The sequence below is a fragment of the Methylocaldum sp. MU1018 genome (assembly GCF_053646775.1).
In genome coordinates this window covers 2,702,156-2,724,715 of the sequence record NZ_CM132195.1, presented here as the reverse complement: position 1 = coordinate 2,724,715, position 22,560 = coordinate 2,702,156, and the positions used below count along the sequence as shown (strand labels likewise).

The following is a 22,560-nucleotide window of genomic DNA, read 5'->3' as shown; positions in this document are numbered from 1 at the left end:
AAACCGCACGACCGAGGCAACGTATGAGCGAGAGAGCGCAAACTCAGGTAAAGCAGGGCAGTCCGACGTCCTTCATGCCGGGTTCAGGCAGCGTGCTGCAGCGGAGGTGCGCTTGCGGCAATCACACGATGGCGGGCGGCGAGTGCGAGGCGTGCAGCAAGAAGAAGCGACTCGGACTGCAAACCAAGCTCACGATTAACGAGCCGGGCGACGCTTACGAGCAGGAAGCGGACCGGATCGCCGACCAGGTGATGGCAGCGCCGGTGCATTCCGCCATCAGCGGTGCCCCACCGCGCATCCAGCGCCTCTCGGGACAGTCGATTGGGCAGACGGAGGCGGCGCCTGCCAGTGTGGACCAGGCTCTCGCCAGCCCCGGCCGGCCGTTGGAGCCGGCGCTACGGCAGGACATGGAGCAGCGCTTCGGCCACGACTTTTCGCGGGTGCGGGTGCATACCGGCACGGCTGCCGAGCAATCGGCGCAGGACGTGAACGCCCATGCTTACACGGTGGGTCGGAACATGGTGTTCGGTGAGGGTCGGTTCACACCGGGGACGCAGGAGGGACGGCGACTCATTGCCCATGAGTTGACGCATGTGGTGCAGCAAGCAGGTTCAGATGGGATTCGTGTTGATCCAAGTCATGAAATACGTGGTCTGTCCTCACTAGGACGTGCACACGAGCTAACACACGGGGCGCAGCAGCGGAGTGGCTTGCATAGAACCGGTACCGTGTTGGCAATTTTGGCGTCAAATCGGCACGGCCAGCGCTTCGGTTTCACCCACAGCAGTCTGCGCATCCAGCGCAAAGATAATCAGGTATCAGACGAGATGCGCTGGCGCATCGAACTATGCGTCAACCCGTTCTACTACGATGACAAAGGTAAATATCGCTGGAGCCTGGAACCGGAGCCTGACTGCTCCGATCTGACGATCCCGGCCGACCGTGCACGCGCCTGGAAATGCCTGAACAGCATGTACTGGAGTCGGGATGGAAAAAAGTGGACCTGGCCGTTTGACCGCGAACCGAATTGCTCCGACCTAAAGCTGCCAATGCCGCTTGAGACATTCCGGGGAGAGAGTCCTGAGGCAAGGAAGGCACGGGAGGAGGCGGAGCGGCGCACCGCTATTGTTGAGAAGAACCGGAAACGGATCATCGCAATACGGAAAGATTCCTCAACGGATGTGGAAGCGCTCGCCCGAACGTTCACGGACAAGCAGATCGTTGACAACGGCACAATAGCGGGACGAGTGAATGCGATTATGGCCGCAACCGAGCACACCTTCATACCCGGACTTCAGACCGGCATCGAGTTCGGGCAGACCGGCTTCCGCAAAGAGTTCCTGGACCCGTGGGAGTCCAGCCAGAACCAGGTAGGACATTTCCTAACGGCAGTGCGGCTGGGATTCGATCCGGACTTCGCCAGCAACTTCCTGTTTCTGGCTATTCTGGATGCCTGGGGAGATGCCGACATCCCACTAAGGCTAATCATCGGACACGAAAAGGAACCCGATCCTGGCATTTTTAACATCTTCGAGGGATTCAAAAAACAGTACAAGGCAACGACCGAAGAGGACATTAAGAACTTCAAGGCGGGCAATCTCGATAAGATCAAAGTAGGGACGGGAAAGGGAAACAGCATGGCAGACTTGATACTTAGCCACAAAGGTTGGCTCTTGGGCCGCTGGATAGCCAAAGGCCAATTTAAGACGAAAGGCGAGATCGCAGATTGGATTCGGCACACCCTCGGAAAGTCCGCTAAATAAGCCCGCGTAGGGCGGATTAGCGAAGCGTAATCCGCCTCATGAAACCGACGAGGAAGAAGATCTGAACCTATGACCATGCATCGACAGAGACAAATCGGAACGACGGCGGATGCGACGGGGCCATTCTTCGGCGGTGCGCCCCATGGTTTACTCCAACGCCAATGCGCCTGCGGCAGCCACGTGCCGGGCGGCGGTGAATGCGAGGCATGCAAGAAAAACCGACTGGCTTTGCAGAGAAAGGCGGCTGCTCGGAACGAAGGATTCGAAGTCCCGCCCATCGTCCCCGAAGTGCTGCGCTCGCCCGGCCAGCCGCTCGACCCGGCCACCCGTGCTTTTTTCGAACCACAGTTCGGCCATGACTTCAGCCAGGTGCGGGTACACACGGATACGAAGGCGGCGGAGTCGGCGCGCGCCGTTGACGCGCTGGCCTATACCGCGGGGCGGGATGTGGTGTTTGGCGCGGGACGATACCAGCCGGGAAGTCAGCAAGGTCGACATTTATTGGCCCACGAACTGGCTCATGCGGTACAGCAGGAGACTCTATCCGGTGGACTCTCCAAGCTCACTGTCGGGGCCTCCCATGAACCTGAGGAAGTCGAAGCGAACAGGGCGGCAGAAGCCGTGGCGGGTGGCGAGATGGCACCGCCCATCATGAGCGATAGGTGGATGCTCCGCCGCCAAGCCGGTGAGGCACCCGCTGCCCCTGCCGCTCCTGCCGCGAATACGTGGGTCGGGTGCGCGCCCGAGAACGTGGGCGATCTGAATCGCGAACTGGCCGAGGCCGTGCGCTGGGTACAGGACGCCATCACCGATCTGCAATCTTCGAATAGACCGCGCCATACTTCTAACGCCCTGTTCCGTTACCTCTCGGCGGACCCGCCGCACGTGCAGAACACCATTCTGCCCAACCTCCGAGTGATCCTGGCCGATCTTCAGCGGGGGCCGACGAATTTCCGGTGCCAGACCCAGGCTCAGTGCTTGGCGGCATTTCCGGGAGGGGCGAATGCGTATTCAGGTAACCCGATCACACTATGCCCGGGTTATTTTTCAGAGGGCTTCCTGGACCGGGTGACTACCCTCGTCCACGAAGCCGGTCACAACGCTGGTCTGAGCGGGAACGTGGTCGAGTGGCAGTGGCCGTTCGCCGGGCTATCCACCGCCACGCGGCTGGGCAACACCGAATCCTATGCCGCCTTTGTCCGCAGCAACGCCCATCCCGCACTGGCGCCATTGCAGCAGACTTATGGCGTCTCGGTTGGAATCGGAGGCCTTGCGCCCGCATCCGGGGAATTACCCCGGTTTCTCGTCAGCGTGGAGTTTGGGGGCATATTGGCCCAACGGATCTTCCGGTTTTTCGATCTTCGGGCGAGCTTGCGGGTAGACGTCGACTCCGCCGGTTCGATTATCGGCTCGGCATCGATCGGCACCCGCCTTTTCAGCCCGACCTATCTCACGGCCGTTCCCACGTTCATAGATCTGCGGGGCGGCTTCGCCGAGGGCCGACTGGGAGGGTTTCCGCAGTTCACGCCCGTTGTGGGGCCCACGGGAGAGGCTAGAGTGGGGATTCTCCCGGCCAACTGGGGAGTGAGCGTGGGCTATCGGCAGATCTGGAACCTGATGAGAGATAGCCCGGATGTCCGTGAGCTCACCGTCTCCGGTGAGATCCGGTTTTGATGGACAAATAAGGAGCGTATGCCATGACCAGTTTCCCCAACTCCCCCAAACTCATCAAAGGCGGTGTCGTGCTCATGGACCCGCGGTCCGGCGTGGTGCTGCGAATAATCGCGCTGCAATACAACCCGGATACGTTGAGCCGAACGTTGCAAGTCAAGGGAGTTGGCGCTGAAAGCGGTGATCGCTCGGAGGCGCTGCGCCTCAAAGGACCGCCAGTGGAGACTATTAAGCTCGATGCCGAGATCGACGCGACGGATCAATTGGAATTTCCCGATCAAAACCCCAACGCCGCGCAACTCGGCATTCACCCGCAGCTCGCGGTGCTGGAGACGATTGTGTATCCGACGAGCGGCCAGCTTCAGTTTAACGATGCCTTGGCGCGGACCGGTACGTTGGAGATCGCGCCGATGGAAGCGCCGCTCACACTCTTTATCTGGAGTAAGAACCGCGTTCTGCCAGTACGTTTGACCGATTTCAGCATTACCGAGGAAGCCTTTGACACTTCGCTTAACCCGATCCGTGCCAAGGTGAGTCTGAGCATGCGCGTGCTGAGTGTGGATGATCTCGGGTTTGCGCATAAAGGAGGCAGCTTATTTATGAGCTACCTGCGAAACAAAGAGCAACTGACACGGAAAACCCAAAGCGGGACCTTGGGTGCATTCGGTATTACGGATATCTGATGCGGGAGATTGACCACGATGGACCCCAACGAGGCCTTCCAACAACGGCTGCAACCGGGCGCATTACTGCGCACACTTTTTCCACCCACGAGCCGTTATTACGGTATCGAGACGACGACTTTGGAAATCTCCGAAGGCAGGGTCGTGATCTACCTCAAACGCCGCTTTGTTCCCCCGCCGGAACGGTTCGAGCTGTTGCAGGAACACGCGGTCACGGAGGGGGAGCGGCTCGATAACATCGCCGCGCAGTACCTCGACGATCCGGAACAATTCTGGCTGCTTTGCGATGCGAACCGCGCCATGCGGCCAGATGAACTTACGGAGGCCATCGGACGGCGGTTACGGATTACGTTGCCGGAAGGCATACCAGGGTCTCCCAGTGCTTAAAGGCATTCACCTCACGCTCCTAATTGGCCCGGCCGTGCCATTGCCGGCGCCGCAGTCGGTCATGGATTCGCTCACCGGCGTGCAGGTTAATAGCGGCAAGGATCGCGGCGGTTTTCAGCTGACGTTTGCAGTAAGCAAGAAGTCCCCGTTGATGAAGACGTTGCTGCCAGTGGGTTATTTCGATCCAATGATCACCCGCGTCATCATCATCGTGACCCTCGGCGGCCTGCCCAATGTCTTGATGGATGGCATCGTGACGCGCCAGGAAGTGGCTCCCAGCAACGAGCCCGGCCAATCAACGCTCACCATCACCGGCGAGGATCTGAGCGTCCTCATGGACGTGCTGGAATTGCCCAAACCTTATCCGGCAATGCCCGAAGTAGCCCAGGTTTATGCGGCGCTCGCACCCTATGCGGTGTTCGGAATCGTACCGGTCGCCATTCCTCCCATCGTTCAGACGGTGCGCGTTGACCTGGTCAAGTGATAGCGGACACCCCAGTTAAGCGGCATTGGCCAAATGGCCGTTCTTCTCAAATTCGTCCGGGCTGCGATAACCCAGGAACGAATGCAGACGGCGACAGTTGTAGAACATCGTGATGTACTCGACGATATCCCGGCGCGCTTCTTCTCGGGTCTGGTAACTCCGCCAATGGACCCGTTCGGATTTGAGCGAGCCAAAGAAGCTCTCGACCACGGCGTTATCCCAACAATCGCCCTTGCGACTCATGCTGCCTGTCATCCCATACGCCTGCAGCAGGCCCCGAAACGCCCGGCTGGCATACTGCACGCCTTGATCAGAATGATGCAGCAGTTGACCCCGGGGCGGTTGCCGGCGCCACAGCGCCATCCGGAGCGCGTCACATGCCAAGGCGCTGGTGAGGCGCTTTCCCAGAGACCAACCCACGACCTTGCGGGCGTATAGGTCAATCACGACGGCCAGATACAACCAGCCTTCGGCCGTCCAGACATAGCTGATGTCCGAGGCCCATACCCGGTCCGGCGCTGCTACTCGGAAACCCCGTTGCAGCCGATTCGGAAACACGGGCTGGCTGTGTGCGCTGTTTGTCGTCACCCGATACCGGCGGCGATAGCGCACCCACACCCCAGCCTCGCGCATCAGTCCACGTGCCTGATAGCGGCCGACCCGGTAGCCTAGTCGTCCCAGCTCCCGTGCCATGCGCCGCGAGCCATAAACGTGGTCCGAGTCGGCCGCCAATTGGCGCACTGCGTCCAGTTTCGCCTGGCGCATCGGATCTGGACCGCGCTGCGGTCGCCGGACGAAGGCGTAGTAGCCCGCCCGGCTCACCCCCAGCACACGGCACAATCGTTTCACGGAATAAGCCTTCTTCGCCTGATCAATGAACTGATATCTCAGCCCACTTCCTTCGCGAAGAAGGCCGCCGCCTTTACCAGAATATCGCGCTCCTGCTTCAGCCTACGGTTCTCGTCCCGCAGTCGCCGCAGCTCTTCCTGCTCTGCCGTCCGTTTGCCATTCCCCCGAAACGCTTCCTGCTCATCCACCCGGTATTCTTGAATCCATCGCCCCAGCATCTTCGGGTTGATCCCCAGGTTGCGACCGGCTTCGGCCTGGGTGTACCCGTGTTCGGTCACCAGCCTCACCGCGTCCAGCTTGAATTCCTTCGTATAGCGTTTTCTTGTCATCATCTCTCACCTCAGTTGTAGAGCTTAACTCCTTAACTCAGGTGTCTGCTGGCATTGGACCACGTCACGTTCCCACGCAGCGTCACGACACGCAGCTGACCACCGATCTGGCCTACATCAGGAGTCTGGCGCAACGCTGCGGCTATGTCTTCTTTCTCGAACCAGGGCCGCTTCCGGGGCAGAGCATCGCTTACTTCGGACCGGACATCCGCCTCCCGGTACCGCAGCCGGCGCTCAACGTGAACATGGATGCGCACTCCAATGTTGATTCGTTGAGCTTTTCGCTCGACGGCATGGCAAAAAAAGTAAAGGTTTACGTAATCCTCGATCCCATCACCCGCAAGATCCCACTCCCAATCCCCGTGCCGAACGTGAATGCGTTCAAGCCCCCGTTGGGTGCAAGACTGACGCCCCCCGCCAGAATCGAACTCGCCTGTCGCGGTGCGCAACTGCAGCCGGATGAAGCGGCAAGAGACATCCTCGGCTTTCTGATGAATAACGCGAATGCGGTCACCGGCAGCGGCAACTTGGATGTGCTGCGTTACGGCCGAGTGCTTCGGGCTCGCATGATAGTCGGCGTGCGAGGGGCGGGAGTCGCCTATGACGGTCTGTACTACGTAGATAGCGTCACTCACAACATCAAGCGCGACGAATATAAGCAGAGCTTTACCCTTTCACGCGATGGTTTGATTTCAATGACTCCGAGGGTGCCAATATGAGCGAATGCGAAAAGTTCTACGGACTGTTCCGCGGTACGGTGGTGCAAAACGTTGATCCCGAGCGGCGGGGGCGGTTGCAGATTACGGTACCCGATGTTCTGAAACTGCTGCCTTCCACGTGGGCGGAGCCCAGCGTGCCGCTGGCGGGGCCGACGGGTCCGCCCCAGGGGATATATGCAGTGCCGGCGATCGGCACTGGCGTGTGGGTGCAGTTTGAGCACGGCGATCCGAACTATCCGATTTGGACCGGGTGTCGCTGGGGGCCGCCGTCAGATGTCCCGCCGCTTGCCAATTTGGGTAATCCGCTCAGCCCGCCGCTGATTATCCAATCCATGGGACAGAACATGGTCATGATCAGCGATTCGCCAGTACCGCCGCTCCTGCCCGCAGGGGGCATTCTCCTTTCGACCGGGACCTCGTACATCCGGCTCGACAAAACAGGGGTAACGATCTTTGGCGCGACGGTCCGGGTTAACGGTCAGACGATGGTCGACGTTAACGGGGGGGCTTTGACCGTAACGGGGCCAGCCCCGACAACCTGAGAGAGGCGACGTTAACATGCCCGGATTTTTGCTTCATGTCGGCGGAATCACCAACTGCTTTCACCAAACCGGGGCCGTGACGCCGACGTTGACAAATCCGCCCCGGGTGAAAGTCAACGGCACGCAACAGGTGCTCACGACGCCGGAATTACTGACGGTGGCGGGGTGTTTGTTCAACGTGTCGGGAAGTCCGCACCCTTGCGTTTGGGTTCGAGTCGAGGCGGCGACCAGGGTCAAGATCAACGGCCAGCCGGCGGCGATTCTGACGCCGGCGGCCGTGTGCGTGGCGGCGGATCAGGCGCCGCAAGGAATTCCGAACTCGAGCGCGGTGCAAAGACGGGTGATCGCGACTTAGGGGAAACAGAAGGACCATGAACATCGACTTTCCCGTCCACTTCGACAGCCGCGGGCGAACCGCTTCGACCTCCGATGACGACCACATCCGCGACATGATCGAACAGTTCCTGTTCACCAATGCCGGCGAGCGGGTGAACCGGCCGGACTTCGGCAGCGGTCTGTTGCAGATGATCTTCGCGCCCAATAGTCCCGAACTCGCCTCGGCTTTGCAATTCACGATCCAGGCGGGGTTGCAGCGCTGGCTCGCCGATCTGATCGAGGTGCAGGGAGTCATGGCTCGGCGGCAATCGCGTCATACCGAGGTTGCAGCGCTGGCTCGCCGATCTGATCGAGGTGCAGGTACTGGAGGTGACGAGCGAAGAGGCTACTCTGCGCGTAACCGTTCAGTACGCGGTGCGCCGGACGGGAGAGCGCCGCGTCGAAACCTTCGAGCGGGGAGGGCTCCCATGAAAGAATCGGAAATCGTCTGCAAGGCGGAGCGCCGCCGCCGCGAGGTGCGCAAAAAGCCGGAGCTCAACGGGCTCGATTTTCTCGAAATCGGCGACGATAGGCGAACCCTGACCGTTTTCTTCCTGGGCAAAGCGCCCAAGGCGTGGTGCGATATGGAAAGCCGCCTCCTGCGCCGCTACTTTCGGATCGAGGGCGGGCGGCGCATCCGCGATCTCGACATCGATGAGGTAGCGCTGCACTGTGTTCCGGAGCCCGAGGAGGACGACTGGCTGGAGATCACCCTCAACAAAGCCGGCGATTTCTCCACCTACAGGCTTTGTGTAACGGCGCTGGACCAAGAAGGCCGGCAACTCGACCAGCCCCATCCCGGTTTCGATGCGCGCTATGCGTGCCTGGAGTTCAGCTTTCAGGCCAACTGTCCGAGCGATCTGGACTGCAAGCAGGAGCCGGTTTGTCCGCCGCAAAAATGGGAAGAGCCGGAGATTAATTATCTGGCCAAGGATTACGCCAGTTTCCGGCAATTGATCTTCGACCGGCTGGCGCTCGTCATGCCGGATTGGAAGGAGCGCCATGTCCCCGACCTCGGCGTGACCCTGGTCGAGCTTCTGGCTTATGTCGGCGATTACCTGAGCTATTACCAGGACGCCGTCGCCACCGAAGCCTATCTCGACACCGCGCGCCGGCGGGTCTCGGTACGCCGCCACGTCCGTCTGGTCGATTACGCCCTGCACGAAGGCTGCAACGCCAGAGCCTGGGTGACGCTGTGGGTATCGCAAGATCTCCTGCCGCTGATGCCCTCCGATTTTTATCTGATCACGAATCCCGGTTTAACCGCCGGCGGGACGGTTCTCGATCCTTTAGAACTGCCGCAAACCTTGCCCCATCCTTACCTCGTCTTCGAGCCGCTGGTCGAGAGGCGCGAGACATCGATCAAACTGTACGAGGCTCACAACGAGATTCGGATCTACACCTGGGGCGATGAGCAATGCTGTTTGCCCAAGGGAGCGACATCGGCCACCTTGATCGATCCCGGTGCAGCGCCGCAGCCGGAAACCGACGGGGGAGACGAGTGCCCGAAACCGGCGCAGCGCGGGCAGAGCGCGCCGGCATCGACATCCGACACAGGCCATAAGCTGAAACTCGATCGATGCGACGTGTTGATCTTCGAGGAAGTCAAAGGGCCGAAAACGGGAATGGCCGCTGACGCCGATCCCGCTCGTCGCCATGCCGTACGTTTGACTAAGGTCGACAAGACCATCGATCCGCTGACCGGCCAGCTCATCGTCGAAATCGAATGGGCGAAGGAAGATGCGCTGCCTTTTCCGCTCTGCATCTCGTCGGTCGATCAGGCATGCCGGCCGGTCAAAGACGTGAGCGTCGCCCGCGGCAACGTGATTCTGGTGGACCACGGCGAGCGGTTGGAAGAGACGCTCGACGAGCCGGTGCCCGGCGAACGGGTTCCGCCCGATTGCGAAAACCCGTGCTGCCCCGGCGCAAGCTTCAAGACTGGACGATATCGGCCCCGTTTGCCTCGCCCCGAGATCACTTACGCCCAGCCGTTGCCGCCGTGCATCCCGACGGGCGGAATCTGCAAACCGGCATCCGGCGTCACCCCCGCCTCGGCCTTGCTCCTTCAAGATCCGCGTCAAGCCCTGCCGCAAGTCACTTTATATAGCTTTCCGGTCCTGCCGGACGGTACCCCCGCTTTCGGCCCCGCGGATCTGCTCGATCCCGAAGCGCTCGCCAAAGACCTTCTGGATCAATCCGAACCGAAAACCCGATATCTGCGTTCCCGGTTCTCGCCGGGCACTCTGGAGCTGCTGGGCAACTACGACGGCAACACGCCCCTGCCCGAGGGTCTCCGGCAGGCGCTGATCGGCGAGTTGAAACTTCTTCGGCAAAGCTGGCAAGCGCAGCGAGACCTGTTGGGAAGCCACCCCGACGACCGTCATTTCGTCGTCGAAATGGAGGAAGATCGGCGAGCCACGGTTCGATTCGGCGACGGCGAGCTTGGACAGATGCCCGAGGCGGGAACGACATTCCGGGCGGATTACCGGATCGGCGGCGGACCTGTTGGCAATGTGGGCGCCGAGGCCCTCTCCCGGATCGTGTTCCGCAACAACCGCCCCGGCGGGATCGACATCCGTCCGCGCAATCCCTTACCGGCCGCGGGCGGAACCGCGCCCGAGCCGCTTGCCGAGGCCAAGCTGTTCGCGCCCGGCGCCTTCCGCAAGGATTTGCAGCGGGCGATCACGGCGGATGACTATGCCGCCATCGTCATGCGCGATTTCCGGCACAATGTGCAGCGGGCGGCGGCCACGCTGCGCTGGACGGGGAGTTGGTGCGAAGTGCTGGTCGCCGTGGACCCGCTCGGCGGAACCGAAGCGAGCCATGAACTGCTTTGCGAGATCGAACGGCATCTGAACCGTTACCGCCGCATAGGCCACGATCTTGCCGCGGAACCGGCGCGCTACGTGCCGCTCGATATCGGGCTGACCGTTTGCGTTCTGCCCGATTATCTCCGCGGCCACGTCAAGGCCGAACTGCTCAAGGTCTTCGGCAATCGAACGCTGCCGGACGGGCGGCTCGGATTTTTTCATCCCGATAACCTGAGCTTCGGCGAAGGCATTTACCTGAGCAAACTGGTCGCCGCCGCGCAAGCCGTCGAAGGCGTGGAGAGCGTCCGGGTCGACAAATTCGAACGACTGTTCGAAGGACCCGACGGCGAGATCGAACACGGCATTTTGCCCCTTGCCCCTTTGGAAATCGCCCGGCTCGACAACGATCCGAGCTTCCCGGAAAACGGCGTACTCACCTTGGACATGAGAGGTGGACGATGAGAGAGACACCCTGCGGCTGCTGCGAGGGCATCGAGAAGCTCACGCCGCTGGCCACGGCCGACCGGCCGGGGCTTGGCGCGCTGCGTTACCGGATCGGCACCCATGCCGCCTTCCTGGAAACCATGCTCGCGCGGCTCTCGAATCTATGTCTCGGCAGCGAAGAGGCGTGCAGAGAGGGAACGGGGCTTTATCCGCTGCAGAATTTGAAGACGCGCGAGCGCAGCGATCCGGCCGTCGCCCTGCTCGATGCCTGGGCGACCGTGGCGGACGTGCTGACCTTTTACCAGGAGCGGATTGCGAACGAAGGGTATCTGCGAACCGCCACCGAGCGCCGCTCGATTCTGGAACTGGCGAAACTGGTGGGTTACGAGTTGCGTCCGGGTGTGGCCTCCAGTGTGTTTCTGGCCTATACCCTCGACGACAACTTCAAGGAAGAAGTCATTATCCCCAAGGGCGCGAAATCCCAAAGCGTGCCGGGGCCGGGCGAACTGCCGCAGTCGTTCGAGACCGGCGAGGCGCTGAAGGCGCGGGCGAGGTGGAACAATTTAAAGCCGAGGCTGACGCAGCCGCAAACGGCTGCCAGCATAAAAAACGATCCAAGACCTGACGTCGAGCCAACGGTGCATGGTCCGCGCGTTTATTTGAAGGGCATCAACACAAATCTTAAGCCTAACGATCCGCTGCTCATCGATTTCGGAGATTCCAATCCATTCCATTCTCGTAACCCGGTTTTCTTTCGCGTTACGGAAGTGCACGCGGATGCGGCGGCGGATCGTACTCTGGTCACTTTGCGAAGCGACATGCACCGCCGGGATCCGACCACTCGAACGAGGGAAGAACGTGCAACGCAAGGCGAATTCATCAAGGCACTGACCTTGCCTCCTTCTGTCCAGCCTGCCAATTCACTGCGACTGGAGCATAAACTCAAAGAGCAATTCACGCCCAAAGCCGAAACGGGCTACGCTGCGGTGAGCGCGTTTGCTCCCGTGTTGCGGGAGACGCTCCCTACGGCGGCGGCGAATGCCGAAGCGACGCCTGACAGTACGATCAAGGTTTATGCATTGCGGGTGAAGGCTCCGTTATTCGGAAGCAATGCCCCGAGGAAACCCGATGAGTTTGATGAGCGCAGCAGAATCCTGCTCACGAAGGAGTGGGACATCCGCGACATCGTGGAAAACGAAGAAATCGTGACCATTGAAGAAGAGCGTAAGGCCTATTCCGCCACGGTTTTTTTGGATACGGGTTATGACCAAATTCTGCCGAATAGTTGGATCGTCGTGGACACCGGCGCGGTCGACCCGAACAAGACGCTGTATGTCGAGCCTGCTCAACACGGCATCCTGATCGCCAAGGCCGGCCGGAGCCAGGCCGATCTGTCACGAGCCGCCTACGGCCTCAGCGGCAAGACCACGCGGATCGAGCTGGCCGATCAGGAAGATGTCTCGAAACAGAAGGCGTGGTTCGTAATTCAACCAGATAGTGGCATTTCCGCCGTAGCCAGGCCTGCGCCTGACGACTTTCAGATCATTCGGCGCACGATCGTTTACGCCCAAAGCGAGGAAATCGAACTCGCCGAGGAACCTGTCGGCAAGCCCGTTTGCCGGGGCGCGGACGATCCGATCGAACTCGATGGCTTTTATGAAGGACTGGAATCCGGCCGTTGGGTGATCGTCTCCGGAGAACGTGAGATCGAAGGCACCAGCGGGGTCAGATTCAGCGAACCGGCCATGCTGGCCACCGTTACCCAAGATACCCAAAAGATCAATGCCCAGGCGTCGGGCGGTCATGAACACGGCTCCCAAGAACAGGCGTTGCCCGGAGACAAAACGCACACCTTCATCAAGCTGGCCGAAAACCTCCGCTATTGCTTCAAGCGCGACACGGTCACGATCTACGGCAACGTCGTCAAAGCCACCCACGGCGAGACGCGCAAGGAGGTCCTGGGCAGCGGGGACGGCAGCGTGCCGTTTCAGACCTTCGCTCTAAAGCAACCGCCGCTGACCTATGTGGCTGCGCCGACGCCCGCCGGCGCGGAAAGCACGCTCAAGGTTTGGGTCAACGACGTCGAATGGCATGAAACCGACGCCCTAGCCGGTCTTTCGCCCACCGATCGCCGATTCGTCACCCAGACCGGCGACGACGCCAAAACCGCAATCCTCTTCGGCAATGGCCGGGAGGGCGCCCGCCTGCCGACCGGCATAGAGAACATCAAGGCCGAGTACCGCAACGGAATCGGCAAACCGGGCAATGTGAAAGCCGGTCAGATCAGCCTGTTGTCCACCCGCCCGCTCGGCGTGAATGAGGTCGTCAATCCGCTGAGGGCCTCGGGCGGCGCGGATCGGGAAAGCCGCGATCAGGCGCGGAAGAATGCGCCGCTGGCGGTAACGGCGCTGGACCGACTGGTATCGGTACGGGATTACGAGGATTTCGCCCGCACCTTCGCCGGGATCGGCAAGGCGCGCGCGGCGGAGCTGTCCGACGGCCGCCGCAAACTCGTACACCTCACTATCGCCGGCGCGGACGACATCCCCGTCGACGAGACTTCCGACCTCTTCCGGAACCTGCGGCAGGCGCTCCACGATTTCGGCGATCCCGCCCAGCCGTTCCAAGTCGCCGTGCGCGAGTTGATGCTGCTGGTCATCAGCGCCCGGGTCCGGATACGGCCCGATTATCGGTGGGAGGCGGTGGAGCCGGAAGTGCGGGCGGCGCTGCTCGACGGCTTCGGTTTCGAGCGCCGCGAACCGGGACAGGACGCCGTGCTGAGCGAGGCGATCGGCATCATGCAGGCCGTACAGGGTGTCGCCTACGTGGATGTCGACGTGTTCGGCGGCGTTCCGGAGAAAAAACTCGATGCCGGCGAACGCCGCCTTCTGACGCCCGAAGAAATCGCGGCCGAGGTGCAAAAGCTGGTCGACGAAAGCCCGTTGCGCCCGAACCACCGGGTATCGGTGAACCTGGCGGATTTCGAAAAGGAAAACGGCACGATCCGCCCGGCGCAAATCGCTTTTCTGTCGCCGGACGTGCCGGCGACCCTGATTCTGAATCTCATCCAATGAGGGTCGCCATGGATTCCTCGAAAAACCGCTTGGACCGCCTCTACGAACTGCTTCCCGTCATTCACCGGATGCGCGATCACGATCGGGGCGAGCCGCTGCGCGCGCTGCTTCGGGTCATCGCGGAGCAGGTGAATCTGGTCGAGGACGACATCGCGCAGTTGTACGAGAACTGGTTCATCGAGACCTGTGAAGATTGGGTGGTGCCCTATCTGGGCGATTTGATCGGCTATCGGCCGGTGCATGAAGCGGGCGAGCCGGGGGACGTCTCCACGGCGCAAGGACGGCTGCGCAACAAGATTCTGATTTCGCGCCGCGAAGTCGCCAATACGGTGCGCTATCGGCGGCGTAAAGGTTCCCTGGCGCTCCTGGAGCTTCTCGCCAATGATGTGGCGGGCTGGCCCGCTCGGGCAGTCGAATTTTATCGGCTATTGGCGTTCACCCAATCGGTCAACCATCTGCGGACCGAGCGGGGGCGCACCGTCGATCTCCGAAATCCCGGCGTCCTCGCCAAGCTGGGCAGTCCCTTCGACACGCAGGCGCATACCGCGGACGCGCGCCTCATCGATGCAGCCGATATCCCGCGGGGCCGTTACAACATCCCTAGCGTCGGTCTTTTCGTCTGTCGTTTGAGATCCTATTCGGCGACGAAAGTGATGGCTTACCACGTCGATCCGCAGCAAGGACACTACAGCTTCAGCCCGCTCGGCAACAATCAGCCGCTGTTCGTCAAACCCGAACGGGAGACCGATCCGACCCGGATCGCCGGCGAACTCAACCTGCCCCTACCGATCAGCCGGTGCGACCTGTTGGATCGCCCGCGGGATTATTACGGCGAGGACAAAAGCCTCCACATCTGGACCACCGACGCCGCCGGCAAAACCGAGCCCATACCGGTGGACCGCATCGTCGCGGCGGACTTGAGGCATTGGGTTTACCGGCCGAAGAACGGCAAAGTCGCCGTCGACCCCGAGCGCGGGCGCATCGTATTCCCGCGGAAAAGCGCCCGAAAGCTCCCCAAAGCCGTCTGGGTGACCTATCGCTACGGCTTCAGCGACGATTTGGGGGGCGGCGAATACCCGCGTCCCGTGCAACCCGTTCGTTCCGGGCAAGCGGTTTATTACGTGGCGCAGAGCACGAAAGCCGGCACGGGCGCAGTCTACCGCTCGATTTCGGCGGTGCTCGCCAAATGGCGGAAGGACGCGGACGCCGGGCAGTCGAAGAAAGCGGTCATCGAGATCACCGACAACGGCGTTTACGTCGAGCAGCCGGAAATTCTGATAAAACCGGGCGAGCAACTCGAACTTCGCGCCGCCCAGGGCAAGCGGCCGCTCGTCCGTTTATTGAACGTGAACCAAAGCGCCCCGGACGTGCTGCGCATCGTCGGGCCGGAGACGGCCGAAGGCGAAAACCACGGCTGCGTCACCCTGGACGGCCTGCTGATCACGGGCCGCGGTCTTTATGTCGAAGGACTGGTGCGTTGCGTGACGATCCGCCACTGCACGCTGGTGCCGGGTTGGGATCTGGAACCTCACTGCGAGCCTCTGGAAGGCCGTGAGCCGAGCATTGAGCTGATCGATACGACCGCCAATCTGGCGATCGAGCACAGTATCGTGGGATCGATCGAAGTTAGTCTGGACAAGGTCAAGACCGATCCGCTGATCATCCGCATCAGCGACAGCGTTCTCGATGCGACGAGCCGCGAAATCGAGGCGCTGAGCGATGCAGAATGCGGTATTGCGCATGCCGTACCGACCATCGTGCGAAGCACGGTGATCGGCGCGGTCCGTACCCACGCCATCGAACTCGCCGAGAACAGCATTTTCATGAGTGAACTAAAGGTCGCCCGCCGTCAGATCGGCTGTATGCGCTTCTGCTATGTTCCGCCCGGTTCGCGCACGCCGAGACGTTACCACTGCCAGCCCGACGTGGCGGAAAAGACCATCGAAGATCGCTTGCTGCGAGAAGCTTTAGAGGAAGAAAAACCGCGCCCGAGCGACGAGGAACTGGAAAGAGCGAAACGGTGCGAGCGGGACAGGGTGCGGCCGCAGTTCAACAGCACCCGCTACGGCACGCCGACCTATTGCCGGCTGGCTTGCGCCTGCGTCGAGGACATCAAGCGCGGCGCCGACGACGAATCGGAAATGGGGGTTTTTCACGATCTTTACCAGCCCCAGCGGGCCGCCAACTTGCGGGTGCGCCTGGAGGAATTCACGCCTGCCGGTGCCGAGGCGGAACCGATATACATCAATTAGGAGAACAACAATGAAAGGCGATTTCACCCGCGATACCTTCGACCCCGGCAAGCATTTTCTCCGCGTTCTCATGCAGCAGGGACGCGTGCAGGTGGACGCCGACTGGAACGAACAGGTCGGCATCCTGCTGCATTACATGCAGGCCCTGGCGGCCGATTTGATCGGGCCGCACGGTGGGCCGGCTGCTGATTGCGGATTTTTGATTCTGAACGGGCAGGAAGGAAACTTCGGCATCGGTAAAGGCCGTTACTATGTGGACGGCATCCTGTGCGAGAACGAAGCAACGCCGGTGTCATTTACCGTCCTCACCACCGATACGAAGCAAATTCAGGTCGCTTCACTCAGTCCCGATGGCCGGCCATTTCAGAAAGATGACTATGTGGAGATTTTCAGCTCAACGGCCCTTGGACCTCGCACTCTGGCAAAAATCGACGTCGTGGACACAGGAGGACGGACTCTAAAGTTAAATATCGATGCGGTAGGGGCAAACGTCATTCGACGAGCGGACACTTATTTGACCCAGCCTTATTTCCCGAATCCGAAACCTCTCCTGGAAAACGGTAGGAAATATCTAGTCTATCTGGATCTCTGGGAACGCCATATCAGTCACCTCGAGGATGAATCGATCCGCGAGGTTGCCCTGGGAGGGCCGGACACGGCATCCCGTTCCAAAGTGATTTGGCAGGTGAAAGCTCATGAGCTCGATGATCAGGACGCAATCACGTGCGAGAGCGCTTTTGAACAACTGTCCCCTCTCCCGATCAGCACAGCCTTACTAAGAGCTCAAACGGAAAAACCGGCGTATTCCGCCACGGAGGAGCCCTGCGTCCTGCCGCCGGAGGCGCGCTATCGCGGGATGGAGAACCGGCTCTATCGCGTCGAGATTCACACCGGAAATTTGGGCGACGGGGGGCAAGTCGATGACAAGGCTAATCCCACCTTCAAATGGTCACGCGACAACGGTTCGGTGATTTTGGCCGTTAAGGACATCGAGCCGGGTAGGCTGGCGAAAACCACTAAAGTCACGGTCGCCAGCCTGGGCTTCAGCTGCGAAACCGGCTTGGCCGTTGGCGACTGGGTCGAAATCGTCGACGATGATTCGGTGCTGACAAACGAGGCGAGACCGCTGCTAAACGTCATTGCGATCGATCAGATCGAGCGGACAGCGGTCTTGGAAGGCGTGTCCGAAGGAATTGACCTGTCCAAGCATCCATTGCTGCGCCGGTGGGATTTCAAACTGTTCAAAGGACCGAACGCACCCAAACAGGCCGATGACAAGGCGCTGCTCATCGAAGAAGGCAAATGGCTGACGCTGGAAAACGGCATACAAATCTGGTTTGAACAGGCTGGGGACGGTTCACGGCCACACACCTATCGGACTGGCGATTATTGGCTCATTCCGGCACGCGTGGAGACGGGCGATATCGAATGGCCGACACAAACGGATGCGTCCGGCAAAGTGTCGATGGATGAAGCCAGTCGATCAAGTGCAAAAGCACTATCGCCTCGAGGCGTCCTTCATCACTATGCGCCGTTGGCGATTCTTTCCGTTGACGCCGGAAATACGACGGCGACAGACTGCCGGCGCAAATTCGATCCCCTGGCCCTGGCGGCAAAATGAGCCGCACGAAACTGATGTGCCATATCAACTCTTCCGATTCGTTTCATCTTCTGTTCCCCGGTTTTCGCCCCTCGCGGGGTGATGATTGGAACGGAAACTTCACTTAAACGGTTGTCCGATTTTCCGGGGCCGGCTCTGTCTTGGTGTGCCCGAAGACAACAGTCGGGAACAAATTTGGACGCCCGGAGGGTGCGCCATATTGGGATCATCCGGAAACACCGTACGCCGGGTTCGAAAATGCCCTAATCCGATCGTTGCCGAATCCGCCGCCTATTCTGAGGCGAGACAAATCGGACCTTTCCTTAAAGACGCCAAACGAAAGCCCGGTGTAATATTGAGATAAATCATTGTTTCTTTTTGTTAACGTGCATACCATCGTCACCCAGATGCAGTTAAGCGCGGCAAGGACGATATTTTGGCTGGCGGGGCAATCTTTGGAGGCACCACGTCAAATGAGGAGAAAAGGATGAATCCACAATTCTTTCGTGCGCGCAAATCCTTGATCTTTGCGATCCTGACGACAGTAGGCGCTCTGTCCGCTCTCGGAAGTCGGGCGCATGCCGACGCGTGGGTGGCTTTTGATGATAAACCCGGCACCGCCAACTTGAGCACCGACAGTCAGAACCCCAGCATCCTCAACCAGGTCACGGTCGTCTGTCCTGAAGCCGGATTCCTACTCGCGACGACGACAGCCACCGCCTTCCTGCGAAACCTGGTAGGAACAAAGTCTACCGGTTTTGTCGTCTTTTCCATCTCGCGCCAGATGAAGAGGGACGAAACCTACGATACGGTTGTGGTGCAGAACCTGGGCCCGAATACATATGCCAACATCCCGGCCAGCGTCCAGCGTATTGAGGCCTGTACTGCCGGGGAGTCGATCACCTACTACCATACGGCGCATGGATTCGCCGGGGAAGGGAACCAGACCGCCACCGAAGGCAATGCCAGGCTCGTTGTCCAGTTCTTTAACGGTAGGATCTAGAGCGTTTTCAATACGAACGCAGGGGCGGTGTAGGGGCGGCTTTTGCGGCCTTCTTGTTGCCGATGAGGTTGTCATCCGCGATCTCGACAAGTCCTCGAACTGACCGAACGGCGGTGTTCAGCTCACGAAAAAGTCCGGTAGGACGGGGGTAGGGAACGAGTCTCGACATTTGCCGGTCCGCGATAGCGAGCTGGAATTCCGCAAAGCTACATCCCGGCTTACGCGTTCTTGAGCACCCGATCAGGTTCACGGATCATCCGGCGCAAGTCCCGTGTGCTTCGCGATGCGGGCAAGCATTTTGGGGCCGATTTCATCGTTATCATGCCCGGACGTGCAAGCGTTTTATGGGAACCGGTTTGCTTTTGATTTGCCAGCCGATGCGTAGAAGTGCCGCTAAGACGCGTTTGGCCTTGACCGATGGCCATTGGCTCATGCGTCGGCGGCAAGCGAGAAATGAATCGGAATAGGGCGGCTTCCGTTACTGATACCGCAACGCCTCGATCGGCCTCAGTTCGGCCGCTTTGCGTGCCGGGTAGAAGCCGAAGAAGATGCCCACCGCCGCGGCGACGGTGAAGGAGAGCAGTATGGACCAGAGGGTGACGACCACGGTCATGCCGCCCAGGCTGGCGGCCAGCCAGGCTCCGGTGAAGCCGATGGCGGCGCCGATCAGACTGCCGGCGAGGGAGATGATCAGGGCTTCTAGGAGAAATTGCAGCAAGATGTCCCGCCGTCTGGCGCCGATGGCGAGGCGGATGCCGATTTCGCGGGTCCGTTCGGTCACCGAGACCAGCATGATATTCATGATGCCGATGCCGCCCACCAGGAGCGATATCGAAGCGATGGCGCCCAGCATGATCGACATGGTGCGGGTGGTTCCGGCGGCGGTCTGGGCGAGGGCGGTCAGGTTGCGGACGGTGAAGTCGTCTTCCTGTCCCGGCCGGATGCGATGGCGGGTGCGCAACAGATCGATCATGCTCTTTTCCGCGCGCGGCATCGCATCGCCGGAGAGCGCTTTCGCCATGATGAAGCGGACCATGCCCGGAAACGGGTTACCGAACAGTTGGCGCTGCGCGGTCGTCAAGGGCACCATCGCGGTGTCGTCCTGGTCGCGTCCGTCGAGGCTTTGCCCTTTGGGTTCCAGAACGCCGATCACGATGAACGGGCTGTTTTTGACGCGCACGGTCTTGCCGACCGCTTCTTCGCCGCCGAACAGGTTGCGGACCACGGTCTGCCCGAGCACGATGACCCGCGTCGCCGAGCGCACGTCGCTATCGGTGAACACCGCGCCGGAAATCGGGTACCAGTCGCGCACCTCGAAATAGGCCGGGGTGGTGCCCATGATCGACGTGGTCCAGTTGTTGGGGCCGTAGATCACTTGCGCGTTGTTGGGGTACGAGGGCGCGACCGCGGCGATCTCGGGCAATTCGCCGATGGCCTGGGCGTCGCCGGCGGTGAGGGTGGGCACGGTGCCGCCGCCCATGCGCACGCCGCCCGAGGTCGAGGAACCGGACAAGATGATGAACAGATTGCTGCCCATCGAGGCGATGGCGTCGCTTACCATGGCCTGGGCGCCCTGTCCGATCGCCATCATCAGCACCACGGCGCCGACGCCGATGATCATGCCGAGCATGGTAAGCACGCTGCGCAGACGGTTGGCGCCCATCGCCTGCAAGGCTTCTTCCAGGAGGAAGCCGAACATCATGAGGGCGTTCCTTCCAGGATCGATTCCACCGGGCCGTCTTCGGCGATGTGTCCGTCCACGACATGGATCAGGCGCTGAGCATGGCGCGCCACGTCGGGCTCGTGCGTCACCAGGACGATGGTCAGGCCCTCGTTGCGGTTGAGACGTTCGAATAAAGCCATGATTTCTTCGCTGGTTTGGGTGTCCAGGTTGCCGGTGGGCTCGTCCGCCAGGATCAGCGGCGGCGAATTGGCCAAGGCGCGGGCGATGGCCACCCGCTGCTGCTGCCCGCCCGAGAGTTGCGGCGGCCTATGGCCGACACGGTGGCCGAGGCCCACTTGCTGGAGAAGCTCCCGCGCACGAGCCTCGCGCTGTTCGCGGCCCACGCCGGCATAGAGCAGCGGCAGCGCGACGTTGTCCTCGACCGTTTTCCGGGGCAGCAGGTTGAAGCCCTGAAAGACGAAGCCGATGGTGCGGTTGCGCAATTCGGCCAGTTCGTCCGGTCCGAGGCGGGCGGTATCGGTGCCGTTCAACACGTAATGGCCGCCGCTTGGAATGTCGAGGCAGCCCAGAATATTCATCAAGGTCGATTTGCCGGAACCCGACGGTCCCATGATGGCGACGAACTCGCCGGCATCGATGGTGAAATTCAGACGATGCAGCACCTCCAGAGTTCCGGAATCGCCGACGGGATAGCTCTTGACCAGATCGACGACCTCGATGAGCGATGGAGGCATACCTAATGTATCCTGACCCTGAAGGAGCCGCCGGGGCCGCCGCCGCGGGCCTGTCCTCCTTGTTTTCGCAGATCCTCCGTCACCAGGGCGTCGCCTTCCTTGAGGTCGCCTTCGACCAGTTCCGCGAACTTGCCGTCGCTGATGCCGATGCGTACCGGAACCGCTGCCGGAATTCCGTCTTGCAGGCGATAAACCGCTTTCTCCTTCTTCTCCTTGGGCTTGTGCGCTTTGGCTCCTTCCTCCGGCTCGTAGCGCAGCGCGGCCAGCGGCAGCTTGAGCACGTTCTTGCGTTCGTCGACGACGATGCTGACGAAAGCGGTCATGCCGGGCATCAGGATTTCCTCCGGATTGTCGACGTCGATCACGACGTTGTAGGTCACGACATTTTGGAGCACCTGCGAGTTCAGGCGGACCTGGCGCACGATTCCGACGAAGTCCCGCCCCGGAAACGCATCGACGGCGAAATGCACGCTCTGTCCGACCTTGGTCTTGCCCACGTCCGCTTCGGCGACCGTGGTGTCGATCTGCATTTTCTTCAAGTCCTGGGCGATGATGAACAGGGTGGGGGTCTGAAAACTGGCGGCCACGGTCTGGCCCACGTCGACGTTCCGCGACACCACCACGCCCGATACCGGCGAGACGATCACGCTGTAGCGCAGATTGGTCTCGTCGCGGTACACCTGGGCCTTGGCGGCGGCGACCTGCGCCTTGGCCGAGTCGAGCGCCTGTATCGCCAGATCCAGTTCGGCGCGGGAGACGTAGTCCTGCTCGAACAGGGCGCGGGCGCGCCGCTCGTTGGCTTCCGCCAGTTGCAGCGAGGCGCGGGCGTTGGCCACGTTGGCCCGGCTCTGGTTGAGCTGGGCGTGGAACAGGGCCGGGTCCAGCTCGGCCAGAATCTGGCCTTCGCGTACCGGATCGTTGAAATCCGCGTGGAGCGTCTGCACGGTACCGGACACCTGGGTGCCGACGTTGACCAGCACCACGGGATTCAAGGTGCCGTTGGCGGAAACGGTTTGCACGATATCGCCGCGGACCACCGGAGCCGTGCGGTAGATTGAGGCGTCGGCGGTACGCCGGTTCTTGTTCCACAGGACGAATCCGCCCGCGGCCAGGGCCAGGATGAGCAACGGAATCAGTATTTTCGAGCGCGACATCAT

At 60.8% G+C, this 22,560-nt stretch carries 17 protein-coding genes; 13 read left to right on the top strand and 4 right to left on the bottom strand.

Annotation, left to right across the window (positions count from 1 at the left end; genetic code table 11):
* Positions 1–23: 23 nt before the first annotated feature.
* The 5 genes from ACWJKU_RS12485 (at position 24) to ACWJKU_RS12465 (ending at position 4,988) form a co-directional block, all read left to right on the top strand.
* A complete protein-coding gene (locus tag ACWJKU_RS12485) occupies positions 24–1,763 on the top strand; it encodes an eCIS core domain-containing protein (protein WP_454142629.1) in 1,740 nt (579 codons plus the stop codon).
* A gap of 69 nt (positions 1,764–1,832) precedes the next feature.
* Positions 1,833–3,437: an eCIS core domain-containing protein gene (locus ACWJKU_RS12480; RefSeq protein ID WP_454142628.1), complete on the top strand. Its 1,605-nt coding sequence runs from the start codon at positions 1,833–1,835 to the stop codon at positions 3,435–3,437.
* Between the two features lie 23 nt (positions 3,438–3,460).
* Positions 3,461–4,117, top strand: coding sequence for a hypothetical protein (locus tag ACWJKU_RS12475; RefSeq protein ID WP_454142627.1), 657 nt, complete (start codon positions 3,461–3,463; stop codon positions 4,115–4,117).
* A gap of 18 nt (positions 4,118–4,135) precedes the next feature.
* Complete coding sequence (locus ACWJKU_RS12470) at positions 4,136–4,504, top strand: LysM domain-containing protein (protein ID WP_454142626.1); 369 nt, start codon at positions 4,136–4,138, stop codon at positions 4,502–4,504.
* A gap of 61 nt (positions 4,505–4,565) precedes the next feature.
* Complete coding sequence (locus tag ACWJKU_RS12465; protein ID WP_454142625.1) at positions 4,566–4,988, top strand: hypothetical protein; 423 nt, start codon at positions 4,566–4,568, stop codon at positions 4,986–4,988.
* Positions 4,989–5,003: 15 nt separating this feature from the next.
* Here the strand turns inward: ACWJKU_RS12465 and ACWJKU_RS12460 are convergent.
* Positions 5,004–6,169 (bottom strand): IS3 family transposase gene (locus ACWJKU_RS12460; protein WP_454142624.1). Its coding sequence is split into 2 segments (ribosomal slippage): positions 5,004–5,914 and positions 5,914–6,169, totalling 1,167 coding nucleotides; the frame shifts between segments, so codons are not numbered across the junction.
* On the opposite strand from ACWJKU_RS12460, the gene ACWJKU_RS12455 reads away from it, so the two are divergent.
* The 8 genes from ACWJKU_RS12455 (at position 6,160) to ACWJKU_RS12420 (ending at position 18,985) form a co-directional block, all read left to right on the top strand.
* Entirely contained in the window at positions 6,160–6,885 is a 726-nt protein-coding gene (locus ACWJKU_RS12455) for a hypothetical protein (protein ID WP_454142623.1), read from the top strand. The genes ACWJKU_RS12460 and ACWJKU_RS12455 overlap by 10 nt on opposite strands.
* A complete protein-coding gene (locus ACWJKU_RS12450) occupies positions 6,882–7,427 on the top strand; it encodes a phage baseplate assembly protein V (protein WP_454142622.1) in 546 nt (181 codons plus the stop codon). The genes ACWJKU_RS12455 and ACWJKU_RS12450 overlap by 4 nt, the downstream gene beginning before the upstream one ends.
* Positions 7,428–7,443: 16 nt before the next feature.
* Positions 7,444–7,782 (top strand): hypothetical protein, encoded by a 339-nt coding sequence (locus tag ACWJKU_RS12445; RefSeq protein WP_454142621.1) that lies wholly within the window; start codon positions 7,444–7,446, stop codon positions 7,780–7,782.
* Between the two features lie 16 nt (positions 7,783–7,798).
* On the top strand, positions 7,799–11,074 hold the full coding sequence (locus ACWJKU_RS12440) for a putative baseplate assembly protein (protein WP_454142620.1): 3,276 nt from the start codon (positions 7,799–7,801) through the stop codon (positions 11,072–11,074).
* Entirely contained in the window at positions 11,071–14,130 is a 3,060-nt protein-coding gene (locus ACWJKU_RS12435; RefSeq protein ID WP_454142619.1) for a putative baseplate assembly protein, read from the top strand. The genes ACWJKU_RS12440 and ACWJKU_RS12435 overlap by 4 nt, the downstream gene beginning before the upstream one ends.
* A gap of 8 nt (positions 14,131–14,138) precedes the next feature.
* Entirely contained in the window at positions 14,139–16,382 is a 2,244-nt protein-coding gene (locus ACWJKU_RS12430; protein WP_454142618.1) for a hypothetical protein, read from the top strand.
* 10 nt (positions 16,383–16,392) lie between these two features.
* Entirely contained in the window at positions 16,393–18,003 is a 1,611-nt protein-coding gene (locus ACWJKU_RS12425) for a DUF6519 domain-containing protein (RefSeq protein WP_454142617.1), read from the top strand.
* A gap of 466 nt (positions 18,004–18,469) precedes the next feature.
* Positions 18,470–18,985 carry a hypothetical protein gene (locus tag ACWJKU_RS12420; RefSeq protein WP_454142616.1) on the top strand — a complete coding sequence of 172 codons (516 nt, stop codon included), beginning with the start codon at positions 18,470–18,472 and terminating at the stop codon, positions 18,983–18,985.
* A gap of 478 nt (positions 18,986–19,463) precedes the next feature.
* On the opposite strand, the gene ACWJKU_RS12415 is transcribed toward ACWJKU_RS12420, so the two are convergent.
* From ACWJKU_RS12415 to ACWJKU_RS12405, 3 genes are read right to left on the bottom strand one after another with little or no spacing between them, the layout of a single operon-like run.
* Positions 19,464–20,687, bottom strand: a complete 1,224-nt coding sequence (locus ACWJKU_RS12415; protein ID WP_454142615.1) for an ABC transporter permease — start codon at positions 20,685–20,687, stop codon at positions 19,464–19,466.
* The gene (locus ACWJKU_RS12410) at positions 20,684–21,403 is read right to left on the bottom strand and encodes an ABC transporter ATP-binding protein (protein ID WP_454142614.1); all 720 of its coding nucleotides are present in this window, start codon (positions 21,401–21,403) and stop codon (positions 20,684–20,686) included. Before ACWJKU_RS12410 ends, ACWJKU_RS12415 begins: the two co-directional genes overlap by 4 nt.
* Positions 21,404–21,405: 2 nt before the next feature.
* The gene (locus ACWJKU_RS12405; RefSeq protein WP_454142613.1) at positions 21,406–22,560 is read right to left on the bottom strand and encodes an efflux RND transporter periplasmic adaptor subunit; all 1,155 of its coding nucleotides are present in this window, start codon (positions 22,558–22,560) and stop codon (positions 21,406–21,408) included.

Bases quoted from the DNA above. Each gene is read 5' to 3' on its own strand.
- ACWJKU_RS12485 (WP_454142629.1), top strand. From the start codon at position 24: ATGAGCGAGAGAGCGCAAACTCAGGTAAAGCAGGGCAGTCCGACGTCC.
- ACWJKU_RS12480 (WP_454142628.1), top strand. From the start codon at position 1,833: ATGACCATGCATCGACAGAGACAAATCGGAACGACGGCGGATGCGACG.
- ACWJKU_RS12475 (WP_454142627.1), top strand. From the start codon at position 3,461: ATGACCAGTTTCCCCAACTCCCCCAAACTCATCAAAGGCGGTGTCGTG.
- ACWJKU_RS12470 (WP_454142626.1), top strand. From the start codon at position 4,136: ATGGACCCCAACGAGGCCTTCCAACAACGGCTGCAACCGGGCGCATTA.
- ACWJKU_RS12465 (WP_454142625.1), top strand. From the start codon at position 4,566: ATGGATTCGCTCACCGGCGTGCAGGTTAATAGCGGCAAGGATCGCGGC.
- ACWJKU_RS12450 (WP_454142622.1), top strand. From the start codon at position 6,882: ATGAGCGAATGCGAAAAGTTCTACGGACTGTTCCGCGGTACGGTGGTG.
- ACWJKU_RS12445 (WP_454142621.1), top strand. From the start codon at position 7,444: ATGCCCGGATTTTTGCTTCATGTCGGCGGAATCACCAACTGCTTTCAC.
- ACWJKU_RS12440 (WP_454142620.1), top strand. From the start codon at position 7,799: ATGAACATCGACTTTCCCGTCCACTTCGACAGCCGCGGGCGAACCGCT.
- ACWJKU_RS12435 (WP_454142619.1), top strand. From the start codon at position 11,071: ATGAGAGAGACACCCTGCGGCTGCTGCGAGGGCATCGAGAAGCTCACG.
- ACWJKU_RS12430 (WP_454142618.1), top strand. From the start codon at position 14,139: ATGGATTCCTCGAAAAACCGCTTGGACCGCCTCTACGAACTGCTTCCC.
- ACWJKU_RS12425 (WP_454142617.1), top strand. From the start codon at position 16,393: ATGAAAGGCGATTTCACCCGCGATACCTTCGACCCCGGCAAGCATTTT.
- ACWJKU_RS12420 (WP_454142616.1), top strand. From the start codon at position 18,470: ATGAATCCACAATTCTTTCGTGCGCGCAAATCCTTGATCTTTGCGATC.
- ACWJKU_RS12415 (WP_454142615.1), bottom strand. From the start codon at position 20,687: ATGATGTTCGGCTTCCTCCTGGAAGAAGCCTTGCAGGCGATGGGCGCC.
- ACWJKU_RS12410 (WP_454142614.1), bottom strand. From the start codon at position 21,403: ATGCCTCCATCGCTCATCGAGGTCGTCGATCTGGTCAAGAGCTATCCC.
- ACWJKU_RS12405 (WP_454142613.1), bottom strand. From the start codon at position 22,560: ATGATGTCGCGCTCGAAAATACTGATTCCGTTGCTCATCCTGGCCCTG.